At 40.5% G+C, this 20,548-nt stretch carries 17 protein-coding genes and 1 tRNA gene; 11 read left to right on the top strand and 7 right to left on the bottom strand.

Annotation, left to right across the window (positions count from 1 at the left end):
* Positions 1–87 precede the first annotated feature (87 nt).
* The 4 genes from P2W82_RS23630 to P2W82_RS23640 form a co-directional block, all read right to left on the bottom strand.
* The gene (locus P2W82_RS23630) at positions 88–501 is read right to left on the bottom strand and encodes a cupin domain-containing protein (RefSeq protein WP_336518432.1); all 414 of its coding nucleotides are present in this window, start codon (positions 499–501) and stop codon (positions 88–90) included.
* 25 nt (positions 502–526) lie between these two features.
* Positions 527–775: a DUF2798 domain-containing protein gene (locus tag P2W82_RS24850; protein ID WP_419555731.1), complete on the bottom strand. Its 249-nt coding sequence runs from the start codon at positions 773–775 to the stop codon at positions 527–529.
* Positions 776–924: 149 nt separating this feature from the next.
* Positions 925–2,220: an epoxide hydrolase family protein gene (locus P2W82_RS23635; protein ID WP_336518433.1), complete on the bottom strand. Its 1,296-nt coding sequence runs from the start codon at positions 2,218–2,220 to the stop codon at positions 925–927.
* A gap of 71 nt (positions 2,221–2,291) precedes the next feature.
* A complete protein-coding gene (locus P2W82_RS23640) occupies positions 2,292–3,077 on the bottom strand; it encodes an alpha/beta fold hydrolase (RefSeq protein WP_336518434.1) in 786 nt (261 codons plus the stop codon).
* A gap of 319 nt (positions 3,078–3,396) precedes the next feature.
* On the opposite strand from P2W82_RS23640, the gene P2W82_RS23645 reads away from it, so the two are divergent.
* The 3 genes from P2W82_RS23645 to P2W82_RS24855 all read left to right on the top strand — a co-directional run bounded on the left by P2W82_RS23645 (position 3,397) and on the right by P2W82_RS24855 (position 8,435).
* Positions 3,397–5,877 (top strand): sensor histidine kinase, encoded by a 2,481-nt coding sequence (locus tag P2W82_RS23645; protein ID WP_336518435.1) that lies wholly within the window; start codon positions 3,397–3,399, stop codon positions 5,875–5,877.
* Between the two features lie 10 nt (positions 5,878–5,887).
* Entirely contained in the window at positions 5,888–7,834 is a 1,947-nt protein-coding gene (locus P2W82_RS23650; RefSeq protein ID WP_336518436.1) for a sigma 54-interacting response regulator, read from the top strand.
* A gap of 469 nt (positions 7,835–8,303) precedes the next feature.
* Positions 8,304–8,435, top strand: coding sequence for an ArsR family transcriptional regulator (locus P2W82_RS24855; RefSeq protein WP_419555732.1), 132 nt, complete (start codon positions 8,304–8,306; stop codon positions 8,433–8,435).
* Between the two features lie 456 nt (positions 8,436–8,891).
* On the opposite strand, the gene P2W82_RS23655 is transcribed toward P2W82_RS24855, so the two are convergent.
* Positions 8,892–8,965, bottom strand: a tRNA-Asp gene (locus P2W82_RS23655).
* A gap of 250 nt (positions 8,966–9,215) precedes the next feature.
* Between P2W82_RS23655 and P2W82_RS23660 the strand changes: the two genes are divergently transcribed.
* From P2W82_RS23660 to bglX, 6 genes are all read left to right on the top strand, one after another.
* Entirely contained in the window at positions 9,216–9,659 is a 444-nt protein-coding gene (locus P2W82_RS23660; protein ID WP_336518437.1) for a hypothetical protein, read from the top strand.
* Positions 9,660–10,036: 377 nt separating this feature from the next.
* Positions 10,037–11,197: a TlpA family protein disulfide reductase gene (locus P2W82_RS23665; protein WP_336518438.1), complete on the top strand. Its 1,161-nt coding sequence runs from the start codon at positions 10,037–10,039 to the stop codon at positions 11,195–11,197.
* Positions 11,198–11,778: 581 nt separating this feature from the next.
* On the top strand, positions 11,779–12,066 hold the full coding sequence (locus tag P2W82_RS23670) for a circadian clock KaiB family protein (protein WP_336518439.1): 288 nt from the start codon (positions 11,779–11,781) through the stop codon (positions 12,064–12,066).
* 6 nt (positions 12,067–12,072) lie between these two features.
* Positions 12,073–13,599, top strand: coding sequence for a circadian clock protein KaiC (kaiC, locus tag P2W82_RS23675; RefSeq protein WP_336518440.1), 1,527 nt, complete (start codon positions 12,073–12,075; stop codon positions 13,597–13,599).
* Positions 13,600–13,634: 35 nt separating this feature from the next.
* Entirely contained in the window at positions 13,635–14,690 is a 1,056-nt protein-coding gene (locus tag P2W82_RS23680; protein WP_336518441.1) for an ATP-binding protein, read from the top strand.
* 146 nt (positions 14,691–14,836) lie between these two features.
* Positions 14,837–17,107 (top strand): beta-glucosidase BglX, encoded by a 2,271-nt coding sequence (gene bglX / locus P2W82_RS23685; protein ID WP_336518442.1) that lies wholly within the window; start codon positions 14,837–14,839, stop codon positions 17,105–17,107.
* A gap of 43 nt (positions 17,108–17,150) precedes the next feature.
* On the opposite strand, the gene P2W82_RS23690 is transcribed toward bglX, so the two are convergent.
* Positions 17,151–17,291, bottom strand: a complete 141-nt coding sequence (locus tag P2W82_RS23690; protein WP_336518443.1) for a hypothetical protein — start codon at positions 17,289–17,291, stop codon at positions 17,151–17,153.
* A 196-nt stretch (positions 17,292–17,487) separates the two neighbouring features.
* Positions 17,488–18,060 (bottom strand): hypothetical protein, encoded by a 573-nt coding sequence (locus P2W82_RS23695; RefSeq protein WP_336518444.1) that lies wholly within the window; start codon positions 18,058–18,060, stop codon positions 17,488–17,490.
* 365 nt (positions 18,061–18,425) lie between these two features.
* Here P2W82_RS23695 and P2W82_RS23700 point away from each other — a divergent pair, with 365 nt between their 5' ends.
* Positions 18,426–19,826 (top strand): SLC13 family permease, encoded by a 1,401-nt coding sequence (locus P2W82_RS23700; protein WP_336518445.1) that lies wholly within the window; start codon positions 18,426–18,428, stop codon positions 19,824–19,826.
* 154 nt (positions 19,827–19,980) lie between these two features.
* Positions 19,981–20,526 carry a hypothetical protein gene (locus P2W82_RS23705; RefSeq protein ID WP_336518446.1) on the top strand — a complete coding sequence of 182 codons (546 nt, stop codon included), beginning with the start codon at positions 19,981–19,983 and terminating at the stop codon, positions 20,524–20,526.
* Positions 20,527–20,548: the final 22 nt, after the last annotated feature.

Here is a 20,548-nt window from a genome sequence, read left to right on the forward strand (position 1 = left end):
TCAACATTTACATTATTCCGGATGGCTTTGGAAATACTCTAATTATTTATTGATCAATAAACCTGTTTTGATTTAGTTTACCAGGAACTATTTGACTAACACAACCAGTTGTTTTCCCTTTTCAACGATATAGGTAGCAAGCTCTGCTGCAGTAGTTGAACCGACATTCTTTGCCGCATGTATCGTTCCTGCCGGTATAAACAAGACATCACCTGCCTCAAGCTTCACAGCGGGTTTGCCTTCCACCTCATACTCAAACAATCCCTCCAGAACGTAAATGACTTCTTCTCCCGGATGTGAATGCTTACCAAATGCTGCGCCCGGTTCAAATTCGATTCTTGCCTGCACCGTTTCCTGTCCCGGCGTACTGAGATCGTGCCGCTGAAGCTCGATGCGTTTGATTTTCTCCTGTTGCGATGCGGCTGGTGAAGATTGACAACCGGAGGTTAAACCTGTTGATGCCAGCAATAAAAGCATACTATAGATTGTTAACTGTTTCATTGTTTTGGTTTGCGAGATTAATTCTCTAATTTTTATTTCTTTCTGTCCCATTCCTGAACATTCTATCAACCAGAGCCCTAATGACCGGTCCCATGATCAACACAAAGGGCAGCAGTAGTAAGTATGTTCGGGGAACGAGGATTAGCCAATTGTAAAAGAAATGATCGGTGAAAAAACCCTGTGTCATAATAGTATTTAAAAAAGCGGCATAAGCTGATGTGAAAAAGGCTATGATTATTCCAAATACAATCAGTTTTTTAAATTCTGTTTTCATAACAAGATGTATACAGTATTTGATAAATATTTCCGGAATAGCGTCTCTCACTTGAAATTGTTTTGCTTTTCAAATTCAACTAGCCGTTTACACTGAACTGCAGAAACAACAAAAGGGAGCGCAACGGATGCGCTGCCCCTTTTACCAGACTAGCGCAAAGATTTAAAGGCTGCCCGCATTTCTTCCGTAAATAATTGAGGTTGTTCCCATGCTGCAAAATGTCCGCCTTTATCTACTTCATGGAAATAAATGAGGTTAGGATAGGCACGCCGGGCCCATGATTCAGGGGAAATAAAAACGTCTTCAGGAAATACCGTAATGGCTACTGGCAATTTTATCATATTGGATTTTTGTGCACCGGCACTAACAATTTCAGTGCTTCTGTTCTCCCAGTAAATACGGGCTGCAGATGTGGCCGAATTTGTAAACCAGTACAAAGAAATATTATCCAATACATCATTTATTGTTGGAGACTGTTTCGGATCGGCACCATAGGACCAATTCAAAAAACCGGGGTGTAAAAAAAACCAGGCGGCGAGGCCAACGGGAGAATCCCCAAGGCTATAACCCACACCCTGCGGACGTGATGTCATTGTCGTTTTATAGGTAAATCCTCCTTCCCGGATAGATTTACTGAGATGATTAAAGGCAGCCCGTTCCTGTTCTGTGAATCCCTCTGGAGCAATACCGGTTCCCAATGCCATACCGGCTTCGTTTGGCAGTGTTGCCGGTAGATTGCTGTGGATACCCAATAATCCTGCGGGCGCCTGCAACGCCATCGAATTAACAACACCAGCACCCCAATCACCTCCTTGAGCAACATAGCGTTTGTACCCGATGCGATTCATCAGCACTGCCCATGCTTTTGCGATTCGGTCGAGTCCCCATCCCGCTTCGGTTGGCTTTGCAGAAAAACCAAAACCAGGTAATGATGGAATAACAACATCAAAAGCATCTTCAGCTTTACCACCATAAGCGGTAGGATTGGTTAAAGGGTCAACAATTTTCAGCAATTCAATTACAGAACCGGGCCAGCCATGACTTATGATGATCGGCATTGCATTGGGTTCCTTGGAGCGAACATGAATGAAATGGATGTCAATACCGTCAATGCTAGTAATAAACTGCGGATATGAATTCAGCTTTGCTTCCACTTTTCTCCAATCATAATTTTTATTCCAGTACTCTGCTAATCCTTTTAATTTAGAGAGGTGGGCGCCTTGCGACTGATCAGAAACAGTTTCTTTATCAGGCCATCTTGTTTCCATTACCCGTTTCCGGAGATACTCAATATCTGCCTTTGGGATATTAATTTTAAAAGGGCGGATCGATTCAGCTGATCTTAAATCCGCATGTGATGTACCTTGAGCTTCTGTCATTGTTCCCTGTAGTACCATTGCTCCTCCGATTACCGTACTGGCCAGGATGTGTTTTGTCTTTGTCATTTTTTGAATTTTAAATTGTTTAAAGTTTTTATTGTTGCATGTTATAGATGTGATGAATAGTGATCAATCCATTAATGAATTTGTAACAGCCAGTAAAGAATAAAATCTGCTTCTTCTTTCCATTGGGGGTGTTCAAACAATAAATGATTGCGGCCTTTGAATTTTCGATAACCGGTAATCGAATCTTCAGACTCATATTTTTTATAGTTGATATAATTCATAGATGCTTTGATCATTTTATCTTCTGAACCTGCAATAAAGAGTAAGGGAGTATGAGGTTTTTTAAAATCTATTTTTGTCCGGCATCGGAACACATCCCTGATAATTTTTTTTGATTCGGGTATGGCATATTTATAATACAATTGCTTTTGAAGCTCATATTCCATTCCATTGACAATAGTGTATTTCCATTTAAGGAATGGCATGGTATACGTCTGCTGGCTGGAAGAAAACAACATCATTGTTTCCCATACCACTTTTAAAAATGAAAAACCAAATCTTGGTACACCTTGTGGCGGAAATGAATGGATCGCGATACCTGCAACAGCAAGCTCCCGTTGTAATAATAACTGTACCAAAAGCCCCCCTAAAGAATGACCTATGAGTATAGGCTTCTCGGGCAATGAATTTATAATAGCAGTATAATGATCGGATAATGACGAAATAGAATTTAATGCGATTTCATCAATGGAATCCCTGTTGCGCAATTCTTCCGGTGTCGAATCTTTATATGGCCATGCTGGCGCTATGCACCGGTATCCTTTGCTTTCAAAATATAGCTGCCATTCGTCCCAGCAATTATTACCAATAAATGTTCCTGTAATGAAAACAATTGATCTTGGTAATGCCTTTTCCATTTTTGTACTTGTGACTATATGAAGTCAAACCAAAGGCCACAAGATTAAATCGCTATCAATCAATAGATTGATTAATTGTAAATACCATCACCACCACGTAATATCGTGGAGAAAATAATTTTTCGACGAAATAAAGTAGTAGCTTTAGCATCAACCCACCAAACAGGAAAGTATCCCTGGTTCAGCGACAGCAATTATTTCCTGGTTTTTGCAATTGATATTCAGAACTCATCCGCACTGTTTATTGATATATTTCATTCGAACTAATGCCCTCTAATCAATCTGGCCATTTTATGGTGTATTCATAAAATAAATGAGTATGTGCAAACTTCAAGTCGGCATTATTTTTTGCATAGCAATATGCAATAATGGACTATCGCAATCTTCAACACCACCGGCCATTTCGAATTACGTTTATCATCATCCGTCTGAAGACAAAGAAACCTGGCAACGATTGAATTTGTGGCTGAGTTCTACCTACTTGCTGGTTGTAAATGAAGGTCAGGCCGATCAGGACTTTTGTCTGCTCAAGGCAAGCCATTCATTAGGGTTAAGCCGCCTTCCGATTCTGGCAGAAGGGATCGATGATGCGGAATTAACGCGACAAGCACGATGGATCGATCAGCAAAATCCTGCTGAGGGTATTCGCCTGTTATCGCTGACAAAGGGAAAGCAACATGTTGAATTGCTAATCCTGCTTGGAGCCTATTATGCTTTTCAACCAAACAATTATCGCCTATATAAAGACAGTGTTGAATATTTTCTCAGTCATGCAATTAAAGAAGCTAAATCCTCAAATGAAGTAGAACTGGGGCGACAAGCCAGATGTTTGCTGACGAAAATGTATTTCCAGGCAAACGAGGTTGACAAGGGTGACTCCATTTTCATACCGCTGATTAAAGAATGCCAGATAGATGGTGACAAAGAATCGGAAGCAAGGGCTTTTGCATATCGGGGCATATACGAACCATTTTTACCTGCAATGTTCCAGGGAAAATTGGCGGATATGCAAAGGGCAGCAGAACTGTATCACGAGACGAACGACCTAGAAGGGGAGATCAATGCCCTTACTGACGTTGGGTATTTGCTTGTAATTATGAATCAACTACAACCCGCCTATGATGTTTTGATAAAAGCCATTAAGCTGCAGGATTCTATTAAGTACCCCTATGTTCAATATAACACCGATATCCTAGCCTTTACCACAATAAATATGCGGAGGTTTGGTGAACCATTAAAATACGCTATTCAAACTGTACAAATAGCGGAGGCAACAAGAGATAGCATAGGATGGGGAAGTTTTTATGCACGTCTCGGCTATATGTATAGTTTTACTAACAGGAATACTGAAACATCGAAATGGAAATCCAAAGCTATTAATCGTTTCTTATTCGATCGAAATCCATTGGTGTATACGCTTCTTCCACCAAATTGGAGTCCTTGGGAAGCAAAAGATCACTACTTGACAGCATTGAAACTTATCGAGAATGTATCTAAAAAGATTCCAGCAATTAAACTTACCGATCTGGTTCTATACCATGAAGCAATTTCAGGTTGCTATATAGGACTCAGGGAATATCATTTAGCCGAACAGCACTTAGGAAAAGCTGATTCTATCGAATCAATATTGCAAACTTTAAGGGGGCCGTTAAACAGGTCAAGGCTCGATTTACGCTTCGCTTCACTTCATATTATCAAAGGTGAATTTTCTGCAGCCAGAATATTGTTCGAAAAATATTTCCTGAATCCAAATATTAAGAACGGATTTGGAGAAGATAATCTGGCTTATCAATCTTTGATTTTTTTAGATTCCGTTCAAGGTGATCTGAAAGCAGGAATGGCACACTACAAAAAGTACATGAAGCATCAGGATTCAGCATTTCAGGCATTCACCGTTCGACAAGCAGACGAACTTAAAGTGCTTTATGAAATCGAAGAAAAGGAAAAGGAGATAGCACTGTTAAATCAACAGGCGTTGTTCGAGCAAGCCAACCTGAAACAAGCTACTCTTGTAAAAAATCTGACCATCGGAGGTATCGTTTCGGTGCTGATTATCACTTCCTTACTTTACCGCCAAAACCGCCTGAGAAAAAAGAACAATACCGATATCACGCATAAAAACGAACTACTACAGCATCTCCTGACGGAAAAAGAATGGTTGTTGAAAGAAATACATCATCGTGTAAAAAATAATCTGCAAATCGTAATGAGTTTGCTAAACTCACAATCTGCCTATATTAATAATGCCCCGGCACTCAGTGCCATTCACGACAGCCAGCATCGGGTACATGCTATGTCACTTATTCATCAAAAGCTGTACAATTCAGAAAATCTTTCTTTCATTGACATGTCACTTTATATCCGTGAACTGGTATCTTATTTAAGTGACAGTTTTAATATGGGTCAACGCATACTTTTTGAATTAAGGGTAGACACACTCCAGCTGGATGTAAGCCAGGCTGTCCCTCTTGGGCTGATATTGAATGAAGCCATTACCAATTCGATAAAATATGCATTTCCCAATGACAGGGAAGGGGTAATAAAAATATCCCTTTCAAATACATACGGTAACCAATATTTATTGGAGATCTCAGATAATGGAATTGGCATTCCTTCGCATCTTGAAAATAAAAAAGATGGTTCACTGGGTATAAGTTTGATGGCAGGGCTAAGCGAAGACCTGGATGGTAGTTTTTCGATAGAAAATAGTAATGGCACTGCGATAAGGATAATATTCGTGCATGATATGGGTGTTAAACGAACGAGTCCGCTAATAACTTCATTTGTTAACAGTAACTAAGATAAAGAAGATGAATAAAAAAGTACTCATCGTCGAAGACCAGTTTGTAGAAGCCAACGATCTTCAGCTTATGCTGCGTAAAGCCGGTTATAATGTTTGTGGCATCGCACGATCGGTTCCCATTGCGCAGGAAATGATAAAAAAAAAGAAGCCGGATATTGTGTTGCTTGATATTTTTTTGAAAGGAAAACTAACCGGCATTGATTTAGGCAAACAATTAAGCGAGGAGACTATTCCTTTCGTATATCTATCTGCCAACTCAAATGAAGAAGTACTGCATGCGGCAAAAACTACACAACCGTATGGGTTCCTGGTGAAACCATTCAGGGAAAAAGACCTCTTGATAACCATGGGGATTGCAGATTACCGGCATGAACATAGCGAAGAGGCCAATACCAGAAAGGAAACTATTTTAAAAGATAAATTATTGACCATTGCAAACAGCGCCGGCAGTTGGGAAAATAAAATGTTGACACTTTGCACAACGCTTAAACTTCATATCTCTTTTGATTATATAACTGCAGGATTCAACACGATCCACGATACTTCCAACAGGGCAATAAGCTTTTTAAGGATCGGGTATGAAGAATATCAGAAAATAGGAACACCTGAACTGCTAAAAATATCCGGATTAAAAATAAATGAGCTTTTCCCGCTGGTGAGAAATACGACCTACGATAATATGCCTGCAATCGTGGCAGATAAACTATTTGAACAAAAATGCAGTGAGCCATCATTAACCAAATTATTTTCAGAAATATTTCAAATTAGGTCATTTATCTATTTTCCGTTACATCTGTCAAACGGTGATAATTTTATATTCTGCTTTTATTGCAAGCGGCCCGATACCTACAAGACCGGGCATATTGGTTTAATGAACCGTTTGCAAAAAACGATGGTTAATGCAATTGAAAGTATGTTGAGTTTAACACATAAAAATAGTACAGGCGAAATAAATAGTACTGAAGCGCCTCCTGTTGACAGAAATACTCATGAGATGCCCGGCTTTGAAAGTATTATTGGAAAGAGCCCCCTGCTATTGAATGTATTTGATCTTGTTACCCATGTAGCCTATTCGGATACTTCTGTACTTATATTAGGTGAAAGCGGCACCGGCAAGGAACGGATTGCTGATTGCATTCATAACCTTTCCACACGAAAAGGAAAAGCTTTTGTGAAAGTAAATTGTGCCGCCCTGCCGACCACTTTGATTGAATCTGAATTATTCGGACACGAGAAAGGATCATTTACCGGGGCCACCGATAAAAGAATAGGAAAGTTTAGCCAGGCTAATGGGGGAACGATATTTTTAGATGAAATTGGCGAGATGCCTGTTGATCTGCAGGTAAAACTTCTGCGGGTACTGCAAGAAAAAGAAATAGAACCAATTGGTGGAAAGTCAACTATTAAAATCAATGTTCGTGTTATCGCTGCCACCAACAGAAATTTAGAGAAAGAAGTTGCAGAGGGACGATTCCGTCTTGATTTATATTACAGGCTTAATGTATTCCCGATTGAACTACCGTCATTGCGTGAAAGAACAGAAGATATACCAGCCCTGGCTAACCATTTTATAAACTACTATAACCGCAAAGCAGGAAAAAAAATTGCCGGGCTTTCGGATAAGGTCCTGAAGAACATGACTGCCTATAGCTGGCCAGGAAATATTCGTGAATTGGAAAATTTAATTGAAAGGGGTGTACTGCTTGCTAAAGGAACAATTATTGAAGACATATCAATTCCCATAAGTCAAAAAAAGGAAATTTCAATGGTTATGCAGGATCCTCATATTAAAACAATTCTGGAGAATGAACGGGATTATATTATTACTATTTTGAAAAAATGCGCTGGCAGAATATGGGGTGCTGGCGGTGCTGCCGAAGTATTGAATGTTCCACCGACTACGTTGAAGTCTAAAATGAAGAAACTGGGTATCCATAAAGAGAGTATGGAATAGGCATTTATCCGGTTAGCTGCGCAATTGACTGAATATATAAAAAATGAGGTTTTTAATCTAACTAAACTCCAGAGTAAATTCACAATAGCCCCAAAAACGCTCTTCGTTTTTTTATCCGCCAACTTTACGATTTGAAATTGCCAGGCTCAAATTCAACTTTGTACGCATAAAAGCTTTAGGATTGATTTGAAAATGATGGCGAGCAGGTTTTCTGCAGCATACGCTGAGCTTTAAGAAAATAGACACTGCCCCCCAGAGTGTCCCCCTACTACCCCCTACCAATAAGGTATCAAAGCCTGGAGGAAATTTTTTTAAATTTTAATTATTTAATTCGCTTTATTATCCGTCGACATATCGCTTTTAATCCTTTTACCGAATATTTATGTAAAAGATGATGGGAATTACAAAATCGGAATTATAGTGAAAATATCAACCTGCTATCCAGATTATTGGACGTACTTGAGCATCCTTGTCGTATTACAATTTTTCTTCTGAAAAAGAGAGGGGACACGCTACGGTTGGGCAAATGACAACAGAGATTGGGTTATTTCAATCGACAATTAGTGATCACTTAAACGAGTTAAAAAAATATCCGCCATAGCGGGTACTACTTCTGGAACTTCAATTCAATATCGCCTAAACAATCTAATTTGAACAGAGATAAAAAAATGTAATAGCAAGTTTTGCAGAAGAGTTCTAAGTTTTGTTATAAACAATGCTAATAACCCCGTTTTGGACACCCTTTGGGGCCGAGAAATTTCGTAGTTATAAATCTTGGAAGGATATGGGAATTCGTCTTGGTCGATTTGTTGATTTGACAAAGCAAACAGGAATCGGTCGGCTGTCTCATAAGTTATGTCTGCCGCTTTTGATTATTTAAACCCACAGGTTAATTGTTAAAATTATTCGGAAAAAGGTGGCCTCTAGGTGCACCTCATTCTCAAACACCAATTTAGCCTGGCTTTCAATTCAGTACAATCAATAAAGACTCTATCTCAAAAAATATTTAGTACGGTCGCGCAATGCAAAAAGCCCTCTGGGAGAGGGCTTTTTTTCGCGGACCGGACGGGACTCGAACCCGCGACCTCCGCCGTGACAGGGCGGCATTCTAACCAACTGAACTACCGATCCTTACCAAAAACGCTGTTAGCGATTTTTCAGGACGGCAAAGATAGGCGTTTTAGCTTCTTAACCAATAAAATTTTTAAAAAAACCAGTTTTGCGGGAGAGTGTCTGTGATGCTAAAAATGACCATTCGAACTGACAATCAGCTCATGTCCACGCGCTTTTCGTGGATATCAAATTAACTTAAATGTGATCCCCCTATAATTTTCATCAGGGCCAGTCCGTTTTTCCAATTATCTCAACAAAAAATCACCCTATGAAAAATCTGTTCTTTGCCATTGTTATCATCTTCGGATTTCTGTCGCCTATTAGTAGCACCGCCCAGAAAAAAGCCTTAAGAATTGACTCCAGTATGGTGCCCGCTGATTTTAAAGAATATAAAGATACCTTACTGGTGGTGGACGAAAAATTGCTTATCGGTTACTCCAAATACCTCAGGAAAAATTTCGAAGAACATTACTCAGGACCATACAAAATCATTTCCCGGAAAGAATACCTGTCTTTTCAGGGCGGCGATCATCGGTTTGTGTTTACCGGAGTATACAACTATGAGTTTGCTGGTACAGAATCTAAGAAAGTAATAAAGTATATCCTGATGGACAATAAAACCGGAAAACACTATCAAACAAACGAGACAAAATATTACTCCGAACTAATGATCAATTACATTAAAGAACTTAATGCACAATTGAAAAGTTAGATTCAGTTTAATACAAGATTGGTGTACGCTGGGAACCCAACCAATTAGTTGCGGCTGCTATTACGTACGGTCAGGATTTAATGGCAATAAAGGTGTCGGATTTGAAATTGATGTGATGATTTTCACTCCGCCATTTGCATGTTTTGAAAACTACAAAGTCAAACCAAACCCGGCTACGTATTGAATTCTGATTTCATATCTTAAAAAAATCAAAAATTTGGCTGCAGCAGTAATTTGAAAATCAGTTTTTGAATGTACTGCAATAGATTGCACACCATCAATCGTCCACCGTTGCTATTCAAATCGAATTTCAATTTTAAAAAATTCGATAGGAAAACTCAGGCAACACGTTCCTTATCGAAATGTAACTAACGCTTATGAAAATAACAACGTCTTTTCAGCAGTTGCTGATCTGCCTTTTATTATTGATCACCAACGGAGCCGTATCTGCGCAGAAACAATTCAAACTTATAGTTAATCTTCCCGCTGAAATTGATAAGAGTAATATTGAATTCTATCTGGAAGATGGGAAATCTAATTTTAAGATGAAATCGGTTTCAGCTTCAGGGAATCAATTAACCGCAACGGGTGAATATTTCGGATTATACGCGGCTATCAATATTCAACGACCCCAGGTAGGATCAGCAGAATCTTTCGTAAATACTTTTTTTGTCCAGGAAAAAACCGGTATTATAACTTTCTCTAAAAAAGATCCATCCGATCTTTCACTAAACAATTACTCGCTTGAGAACGTAGAAGATTTCAAGGAAGAAAAACAAAGTCGAAAAAAACACTCATCAAAAGAACTAAAAGATGCAATTGATTTTGAGGCAGTTTATTTAGCTTCCATTATCTATGGTACTGATATGGCAATCACAAATAAACATAACGATTTGCTGAAAGCTTTGGGCAGGAAGGATATTGAATATATCAATGCCCACCTAAATTCCTATTATTCATTTTATTTTTTCAAAAATGATATAAGTGTTTCCTCAAGGCTACCTGGAGATTCATTAATGATGGTGTTCAATAAATTTCCGGAAAAATACAGGCTCAGTGATGAAGGAAATCTTTGCCTTCAGTTCATCGTTGGTAGATCAACTTTTACGGGAAATGAAACACCGATTGAATTTTCGGCCAGGGATATACATGGGAAAAATATCAGACTGGCTGATTACAGAAATAAAAAAATGGTGTTACTGCACTTCTGGGGTACCTGGTGTTCGCCTTGTATTGAAGAATTGCCTGCTTTAAAAAAAATCAGAGAACAGTATCGACCTGATCAACTTGAAATAATTTCCATCACTGTTAGTTCTAAAGACAGTGACTTTTTCCGTATAATAAAAAAGTACGAAATGGATTGGTCGCATATTCATAACAACGACGATCTATATTATATATACGGAGCAATGGGCACACCGAGAATTTGCCTAATCAATAAAGACTTGAAGGTTATTTATGATTCAGTAACACCTGGCAAGGAAGATAATCTTACATTGACAAAATTAAACAAAATGTTGTCGGAGACTTTACATTGAAATTATCACTCCTCTGCAAAATTATTTCCTTCAATCTATCAACCCTTCCAGTTTTAGTTTTTCGATCAGTGTCGTACCCACTGAAGATTTTGATTTATAAAATACTGCAGGCTGCCGTATTGGTGCCGCATCAGAAACAAATTTTCCTTCAGCCTTCGATGTCAATTCGCCCGTCCAGAGATTGAATTTCGTTCCCGAGGGTGATGTGGTTATCCAACAGTAAAGATCCGTCCGACTTCGACGCTCTGCAGAAATTCACAGGTCACAATTCAGCGATTGCTTATTGCGTATTTTTTTTATCCCCGGGAAAGACATTTTTTAACCCTGTTTGTATCAACATCTTCAGAAACTAAAAATGTAAAATCAAGTCTTTTTCCCATTTTGATCTGCTGATCTTCGGCTAGACATCCACGTAGAGAATCAATTCTCATCCGATTTTCCGTCCTTGACAACTGTGACCATCAATAAGAATTGTAGATGTAAATCCACATGTGGATTAGCGATGTCTTTAAAACATTACATTTACCTGTCTAACCTGCACTTCTGCCGCTTTTCATTTTAAAAGGATCCGTTATACAATAATGAACATAATCATTTTTCATGTCTATGTTGCTGGTGCATCTGGTAACGGCAAACAATTGCTGAAACTATATGACGAGGCTTGCAAGGTATGTCTGAAAGAAGGCGGATACCGGATCGAAATCATTGATATTTTGAAAAAGCCTCAACTGGCAGAAAAACACAAGGTACTTGCAACGCCAACGATCAGCCGGACTGACCCCGGGCCTGAAAAACGGATTATTGGAAAGCTCAATAATGAACAGGCAGTAACAGCCATCAAATTTTTAACGGAAGATCTTTTAATTTAATATAAAATGGCAAAAACAAAGGCGCTATTAACGTTGGATAATCCAACATCGCTGATGATACCTAAAGTAAAAACGGGAATCAAAGGGTTCGAGGAAATCAGTTATGGGGGATTACCCAGGGGCCGCACCACATTAATTTCCGGAAGTTCCGGGAGTGGCAAAACCATTTTTTCCTGCCAGTTTCTGGCAGCAGGGATCTTGCAGTTCGATGAACCTGGTGTATTTATCACATTCGAAGAAAGTGTAGAAGATCTGAAAAATAATGTCAAATCCTTCGGATGGGACATTGATAAATTTGAGAAAAATAATAAATGGCTTTTTGTGGATGCGTCAGTTTCGTTCAACAACGAAACGAAGGTCATGGGTGATTATGATCTCAAGGCGTTACTTATACGAATTGAATCGGCGATATCGAAAGTAAAAGCAAAAAGAGTTGTGCTCGATTCCATCGGATCCTTGTTTCATTATTTCCAGGATCCGTCTATCATCCGCCGGGAATTATTTAAAGTCCTCTCTACTCTTAAGAGAAAAAAACTAGTCATACTCATAACCAGTGAAAGATTGGAAGAGTACGGCGTTGTGTCACGGTTTGGAGTTGAGGAATACATTGCAGATAACGTTTTGATCCTGCGAAATGTGCTCGAAAATGAAAAACGACGGAGAACAATTGAAATTTTAAAATACCGTGGCTCACTGCATAGTATGGGTGAACAATCCTTCGTAATCGATCCGCAGAAAGGGATAGAAATTATTCCCCTTACCCGTTTGCAGCTGACACAAAATTCATCTGAAAAGCGCGTGTCTTCCGGTAATCCACCGTTGGATAAAATGTGTGGTGGTGGATTTTTCAAAGACTCAATCATACTTGTTTCAGGAGCCACCGGCACCGGAAAAACTTTAATGGTTACCGAATTCATTAAGGGCGGATTTGAAAATGGCGAGAAAGTCCTATTCGTTGCTTATGAAGAGAGTCGCGAGCAATTGATCCGCAACGCAAAAGGCTGGGGTGTTGATTTTCCTAAAATGGAAAAAGCAGGAAAGCTCCTTATAAAAGCGGTCTATCCAGAATCGGCAAGCCTTGAAGAACATTTGTTACGGATTCAGTTGATGGTGGAAGAATGGAAGCCCACCCGATTCGCATTGGACAGTCTTACAGCAATTGAAAGAGGAAGTTCCAAAAAAAATTTCCGCGAATTCCTGATTGCACTTACTTCTTTTCTGAAGAAGAAAGAAGTATTGGCCATCTTCACATCAACTTCCAGTAATATAGTTGGCGGCACATCGGTTACAGACAGCCATATCTCAACCATTACTGACAGCATTATTTTGTTGCGTTATGCCGAACTATATGGAAATATTCACCGCGTAATCACGGTCTTAAAAATGCGGGGGTCACTCCATACAAAAAATATATTTGAATTTGATATTGACGCCAATGGCATGCATATTGGTCATAAGCAATTTGATCGCATGAGTGGCATCCTTGGCGGATTGCCATTTGTTTCAGATAGAAATGAAGAAGAAAAGGAATAAATGAGTCTATTCGTTTATTAAAATGAAAAGTGAACATGATGCGAATGCAAACACTTTCTGCTCATACCGCCGTCGCCACAGATACCATCCTGGATAGTCTTCTGGATGCCGTACTGGTCGTAGATACTGCTGGTATTATTATTTATGCCAACCGCTCAGCATTTGAATTATTTCAGAAAAATGCCACTGAGTTGATTGATCATCCTTTTGGGTTTCCGGTTGCGCAGTATGAAGTGCAGGAAATTAATGTTATAAAAGATGAAACTCCATTGACAGTACAAATGCTGGCATCACCAATCGAATGGAATGGGAAAAAAGCATCTCTGTTGTCTTTACGCGATATCACTGCGCAGAAAAAATTAATGGTTGAAATTGAAGGACAGAAAGCGCTTCTCGAACGGAAGAATGAAGAAAATGCCCAATATGCCTCCCTGGCCTCTCACGATCTGAAAGAACCAGTCCGCAAGATTTTAATATTCAGTGATCTCCTGTTAAGTCACGATGGGAGGCCTTCGGCCGATACGGAAAAAATCCAAAAAATTCATTCGCTGGCGTCACGAATGATTTTGCTGATTGATGGCATATCACAGCTCTCCAGGGTTTCTCATGTCGAACATTCTTTTAATCTGGTTGATCTCAAACAGGTCGTGGATGAAGTCTGCAATGATCTTGAATTTGCACTCGCAGAAAAAGAGGTCGTGGTAGAAGTCGGATCCTTGCCGGTTATCGACGCAGTTCCGGATAAAATGTACCAGCTCTTCCTGAACCTCATCTCCAATTCGATAAAATATGCACGTAAAAATGTAAAACCGCTGGTCAGAATCACGGCAGAAGACCTGGACGAGGAAGTCATAATCAAACTGCAGGACAATGGCATTGGTTTTAATAATAATTGGGCAAAGCAATTGTTTCAACCATTCCGGCGGTTGCACAATAACGAATACGATGGTGTAGGCATAGGGCTTTCCATCTGCTCCCGTATTGTTGAACTGCACCACGGAGAAATTCATGCATCCGGGATCGAAGGAAAAGGAGCTGAATTCACTATAAGGCTGCCCCGTATACAACAAATGCATATGACCGAAATCTGATTAATCGCTCATCTTTATTGATCAATTCCTCAAAACAATCCAACCAGGGGCCGGACAGGATATTCTTTTGTGTTACGATTCAGTTCAGAAAAATTAGCTTCTGATTACCTCAAATCGGCCTACATTCAGTGATAAAATTTTATCTCGTGAAAAAGTTGTTTGCAATCCTTCCGGTTTTATTTGCTGTGCAGTTATTTGCGCAGTCAGATGCAAAAATGAATGCATTTGTTACAAACCTGATGAGCAAAATGACATTGGAAGAAAAGATCGGTCAGCTAAACCTGGTTACACCCGGTGGAGCTGTCACTGGATCGGTAGTAAGCAAAGGCGTGGATGAAAATCTGAGGAAAGGATTTGTAGGTGGACTGTTTGGAATCACCGGGCCCGAAAAGGTTCGCCAGGCGCAGGACATCGCAGTAAAAAATTCGCGGTTGAAAATTCCTTTATTTTTTGGGTTGGATGTGATCCATGGCCATAAAACATTGTTCCCGATACCACTCGGACTTTCATGCAGCTGGGATATGGCATTGATCGAACGGAGTGCAAGAATTGCAGCTACCGAAGCAACCGCAGATGGTTTGTGCTGGGCATTCAGTCCGATGGTGGACATCGCGCGTGATCCGCGCTGGGGAAGGGTTTCAGAGGGTTCGGGTGAAGACCCATATCTCGGTAGTGAAATCGCAAAAGCAATGGTTCGTGGTTACCAGGGAAAAGATTATTCTTCCACAAATACATTGATGGCCTGTGTGAAACATTTCGCGTTGTATGGTGCTGCGGAAGCTGGTCGCGATTATAATAGTGTCGACATGAGTAAGATCAAAATGTATGAATACTATCTGCCGCCATACAAAGCAGCAGTAGATGCAGGTGTTGGCAGCGTGATGAGTTCATTCAATGATATTGATGCAGTGCCGGCGACTGGTAATAAATGGTTACTCACTGATCTCCTTCGCAGGCAATGGGGATTTAAAGGATTGGTGGTGAGCGATTATACTTCTGTAAACGAAATGGTGAATCACAGCCTGGGTGATCTGCAGACAGTTTCTGCTCTGGCCTTACATGCTGGTCTTGACATGGATATGGTGGGCGAAGGTTTTCTGACGACATTGAAAAAATCATTGAAAGAGGGTAAGGTTACACAAAAACAGATTGATGATGCCTGTCGCAGAATTCTTGAGGCAAAATATAAACTCGGTCTTTTTACAGATCCGTACAGGTATATGGATGAATCCCGACCTGCAAAAGAAATTCTTACGCCTGAGACCCGTAAAGCGGCAAGAGAAATTGCAGCTCGTTCTTTTGTATTACTAAAGAATGATGCACAACTGCTTCCGTTGAAAAAAGATGCATCGATAGCGTTGGTGGGTCCGCTGGCTGACAGTAAAAGAAATATGCTCGGTACCTGGAGTGTAGCAGGTGATTTTACAAAAGCAATTACAGTGATCGAAGGAATAAAAAATGTGGCGCCTGGCGCAAAAATCACTTATGCAAAAGGAGCGAATATTTCAGATGATTCGATGCTGATCAAACGGACCAATGTTTTCCCTCCGGATGAGATTGAAATTGACAAGCGTTCGCCAGCAGAAATGATTGCCGAGGCTGTCGCAGCAGCAAAAAATGCAGATGTGATAGTGGCCGTTGTCGGCGAAGCTGCTGATATGACGGGCGAGGCAAGTAGTCGTTCAGATATCGGCTTGCCTGAGTCTCAGTTGGAACTTTTGAAAGCGCTCGCAAAAACCGGTAAGCCGATGGTAATGGTGCTTTTCAACGGCCGCGCGATGACATTGAACTGGGAATCAAAAAACATGAATTCGATTCTCGATGTGTGGTTTGGCGGAACTGAAGCAGGTAATGCCATAGCAGATGTTCTATTCGGCAATTACAATCCGTCCGGGAAACTGACATCCACTTTTCCAAGAAATGTCGGACAGATTCCGATCATCTATAATCACAAGCATACTGGTCGTCCTTTCAACAATGAAGAATGGGCCAAGTTCAAATCAAATTACCTTGACGTAAGCAATGATCCTTTATATCCCTTTGGATTTGGATTAAGTTATACAACATTCACTTATGGCGATGTAAAGCTGAGCAAAACAGATCTGAAGGGAAATGAAACATTAACCGCCTTGGTAACGCTCACGAATAGTGGCAAAGTTGCCGGAGAAGAAGTTGTGCAAATGTATGTCGCCGATGTTGTAGCGAGCGTAACGCGTTCAGTGAAGGACCTCAAAGGATTTCAGAAGATCCTTTTACAGCCCGGCGAAAGCAAAGAAGTCAGTTTTAAAATTACTACCGAACAATTGAAGTTCTTCAACAGTAACCTGAAATGGGATTGGGAAAGCGGGGATTTTATAATTCATATCGGAACGAATTCCAGTGAAGTAAAGAGCGGGAAGATTAATTGGAAGAAGTGAGTAGTAAGTAATAAGTGGGTTTTGAAGTTGAAAGTGCCACGTTTCAACTGGATATTTCAAAAGCGATTCCTGTCTGCCTGATCATCAACGAAGCCGTCACCAATGCTATCAGGTATGCTTTTCCGGATAACAGGAACGGTGCAATCGAACTAAGTATGGTTTCAATACCTGATGGTGAAATCAACCCCCTGATAAAAAGACAACGGAATCGGGCTTTCCCAGAAAGTCAACGCAATTCACCTGGATTGAAGTTTCACGGGCAAACCTGGCAGGTCTTAAGACCTGGCAGGTGTTATAAACCTGGGAGGTCTTTTAAACCTGGGAGGTCTTAGACCTCCCAGGTTGTATCCCGCTGCGGGCGCTTTGCGACAAAAACTGAGCTATCTCCCCGCTAAAACTGCTTCATCGGATTTCTCGCTCCATGCCGCGCGGTGCAAAGTCAGCTCTTTACGGCCGGTGTCCATACTGATCTCGATCCAGCCGTTATGCCGCTCCCCTGCAATCGTGATCTGCACCGGCAGAAATTTATGCTGCACATCTTTCCAGGGACCCAGCCACGTATTCGGACCGCCTGTGGGCCGGATCTGTTTTGCAAAATTGGTCTGCGATACATTCGCCCACTCGAAATTGACGGGCGCCTGGACGGCAATGACCTGATCTCTATTAAGCGCCTGGCTGAACTCGTTCCAACTCGTTAATGTGTAGGAGTCTTCATAAGTAAACACATAAAATTCCTGGACCATCGCGTTCTCGGCATTACTTGCATATTCCCATTCTGAAAAGCGGAAATCATTTTTTCCATCTTCATTTAAATCCAATACCAGCCTTCCATTTTCACCAACCACCTGGTTATTCAGATCCCTGTATTTCATTGGTGGATTGATCCATAGATCATCATTCTTCCGGCAACTGATCATCAATACAATTCCAAAAATCCAGACTAACGGTTTCATTTTCTTTCAATTTGTACCGTAAAACTGAATCAATACCCATCCGGACAATTCATAAAACGGAATGAATTGTCAATCTTCAGGGATGAAATGCAAAAGAATCTGAAGATTGATTTGCCGGCTTGTTACCATCATATTACATGGTTAACTACAACCTATTGCCAAATATCCTGACCGATTGTAATCATTTTACAGTTACAAATTCGTCGCATGGACCCGTTTATTAGATTTACACAACATCCGCTGAAATGAACGGCGATTTGCTATTGAAATGAGCAAAGTTGTTAATCCGGCATACATCATTAATTACCCGGTGAATCGGCTGAACAAATTTGTTTCAGCTTAATGATTGCAAAAACATGCATTGAATGACGGAACAAATTACGACCAATGCTGCTCAGCCAAAAAAATCACGCACGCTCATTTTTTTTATCGCGTCATTGGCAATCTCTGCCTTGCTCTGTTGGCTATTGTACGTACCGGAATTCACGCGCTCGCAGACTTATGTTTTGTTTCTGCTGTTTTTTTCCGTTTGCCTTTGGATCACCGAAGCCATCCCACCTTTTGCCGTAGCACTTTTCATCTTAGCTTACCTTGTTTTTACACTAGGTAATCCATTTTTTAATGATGCCCCTGTAAAAATTGACCAGTATGTGAATACTTTCTCAAGCAGTACCATATGGCTGATGCTTGGAGGATTTTTTCTTGCGAGGGCCATGACAAAGACAAGATTCGACGAAAGATTATTACGTATGACATTAAAGTTGTCTGGTAACAAACCGGCAAATATTCTTATCGCCGTGATGACCGTAACTACATTTTCATCAATGATCATGTCCAACACGGCAGCAGCTGCAATGCTTGTTGCTTCTCTTTCGCCCTTGCTGAACAACAAAAATAATTCAGGTCTCAGCAAAGCTTTGCTGCTCAGTATCTCCATCGGAACTGCAACGGGCGGAATGGGAACAATTATCGGAACACCTTCCAATGTGCTTACTGCAGGTATCCTGGAACTGAATAACATCCACGTTGATTTCCTGGAATGGATGAAATATGGTGTTCCTGTAACACTTTTACTTTCCGGTATCTGCTGTTTTGTATTACTTCGTCTATACGTTAAAAATAAAACCCCAATAAATACTGTCTTTGAAAGCAATGCAGAATCTTCAGCATTTTCAGCATCAAAAAAAGACAGGGTTGTAGTACTGGTTGTTTTAATCAGTACACTCGTACTCTGGCTCACAAGCTCGGTGCATCATATTTCTGTCTCTGCAGTTTCAGCTGTACCTATTGTAGCATTTACCCTCACAGGAATTATTACTGCTGATGATGTAAAGTCAATGCCATGGGATGTGCTCCTGCTGATTGCCGGTGGAATGTCGCTCGGGCTTGCATTGGAATCAACAGGAATTCTCGCGCATTATGCATTGCAGATGCAATCGTTAACAATAAATCCGTTTGCTTTGATACTGATCTTCGCGATTGCTTCCATGCTTATATCCAACGTTATGAGCAATGCAGCCACCAGTGCGATCTTACTTCCAATGGCATTCGCATTATTACCAGGTTTCGAAAAAGAATCTGCCATTGCCGTAGCACTAGCCAGTTCCGCGGCTATTTTTCTGCCTGTATCAACTCCACCAAATGCAATAGTTTACAGCACCGGCTTATTATCGATTAAAGACTTTCGTTTGGGAGGCTTACTGATAGGTATCCTGGGTCCTGTACTTGCAGCCATCTGGGTAATGATTGTCAGAAACTGGATGTAAAAAACATAAACCAGCAACTTCGCTGCATACTCTTTTTCGTTTTACCGTAAAGTGGTATATTTCCACAGGCAGGTTCTCAAACAATTGTATGTTGCGCTCTTACACCAGCCGTAACTAACCTGTAAAACAAATTAAAAATCTAAAATCTTTATTGATGTCAAATCACGAATGGATGACTCCGAAAGCTAAGGCCATACCTAAAGAAAGCAGCGAATGGGAACAGGGAAGATATGGACCGGTATGGCCAAAAACTCCTGCTTGCTATGGCTTTACGATTATTGCTGATGTTATCCCCGGAAGAGCCGAAACAATCCGCAATTATGGTGTGAAACTGGAAGAAGCATTGAAAGGCTCTCCGGAAATTCTTGCACCACTCAAATTACATTACCTCCGATGGGTGTTGTTTGACAATGATACCAGGTTTATGTACCAGGGAATTTTTGATACGGATTTTGACAAATACACGGAAGATGCAATTCAGTTATTCGGACTTGCAGGTGTTGATACTGTATTCGAGAATCTTGTAGGATTTCCAACCGACTGGAAAACGAATGCGCCTGCATTTATCAAATTTGTACGCGAACACCAATGCAATAGTTTCCTCGAGTATGGGGAATACCCATTTGTATCTGCAGATGAAATTAAAAAAGCGCTGAAATTAAAAGCCGCGTTCTCTGAAATGCTGGATCAGATGCAATAAATTCTTTCCGAATTATAACACT

The organism is Pollutibacter soli (assembly GCA_029269725.1).
Lineage (GTDB): Bacteria > Bacteroidota > Bacteroidia > Chitinophagales > Chitinophagaceae > Pollutibacter > Pollutibacter soli.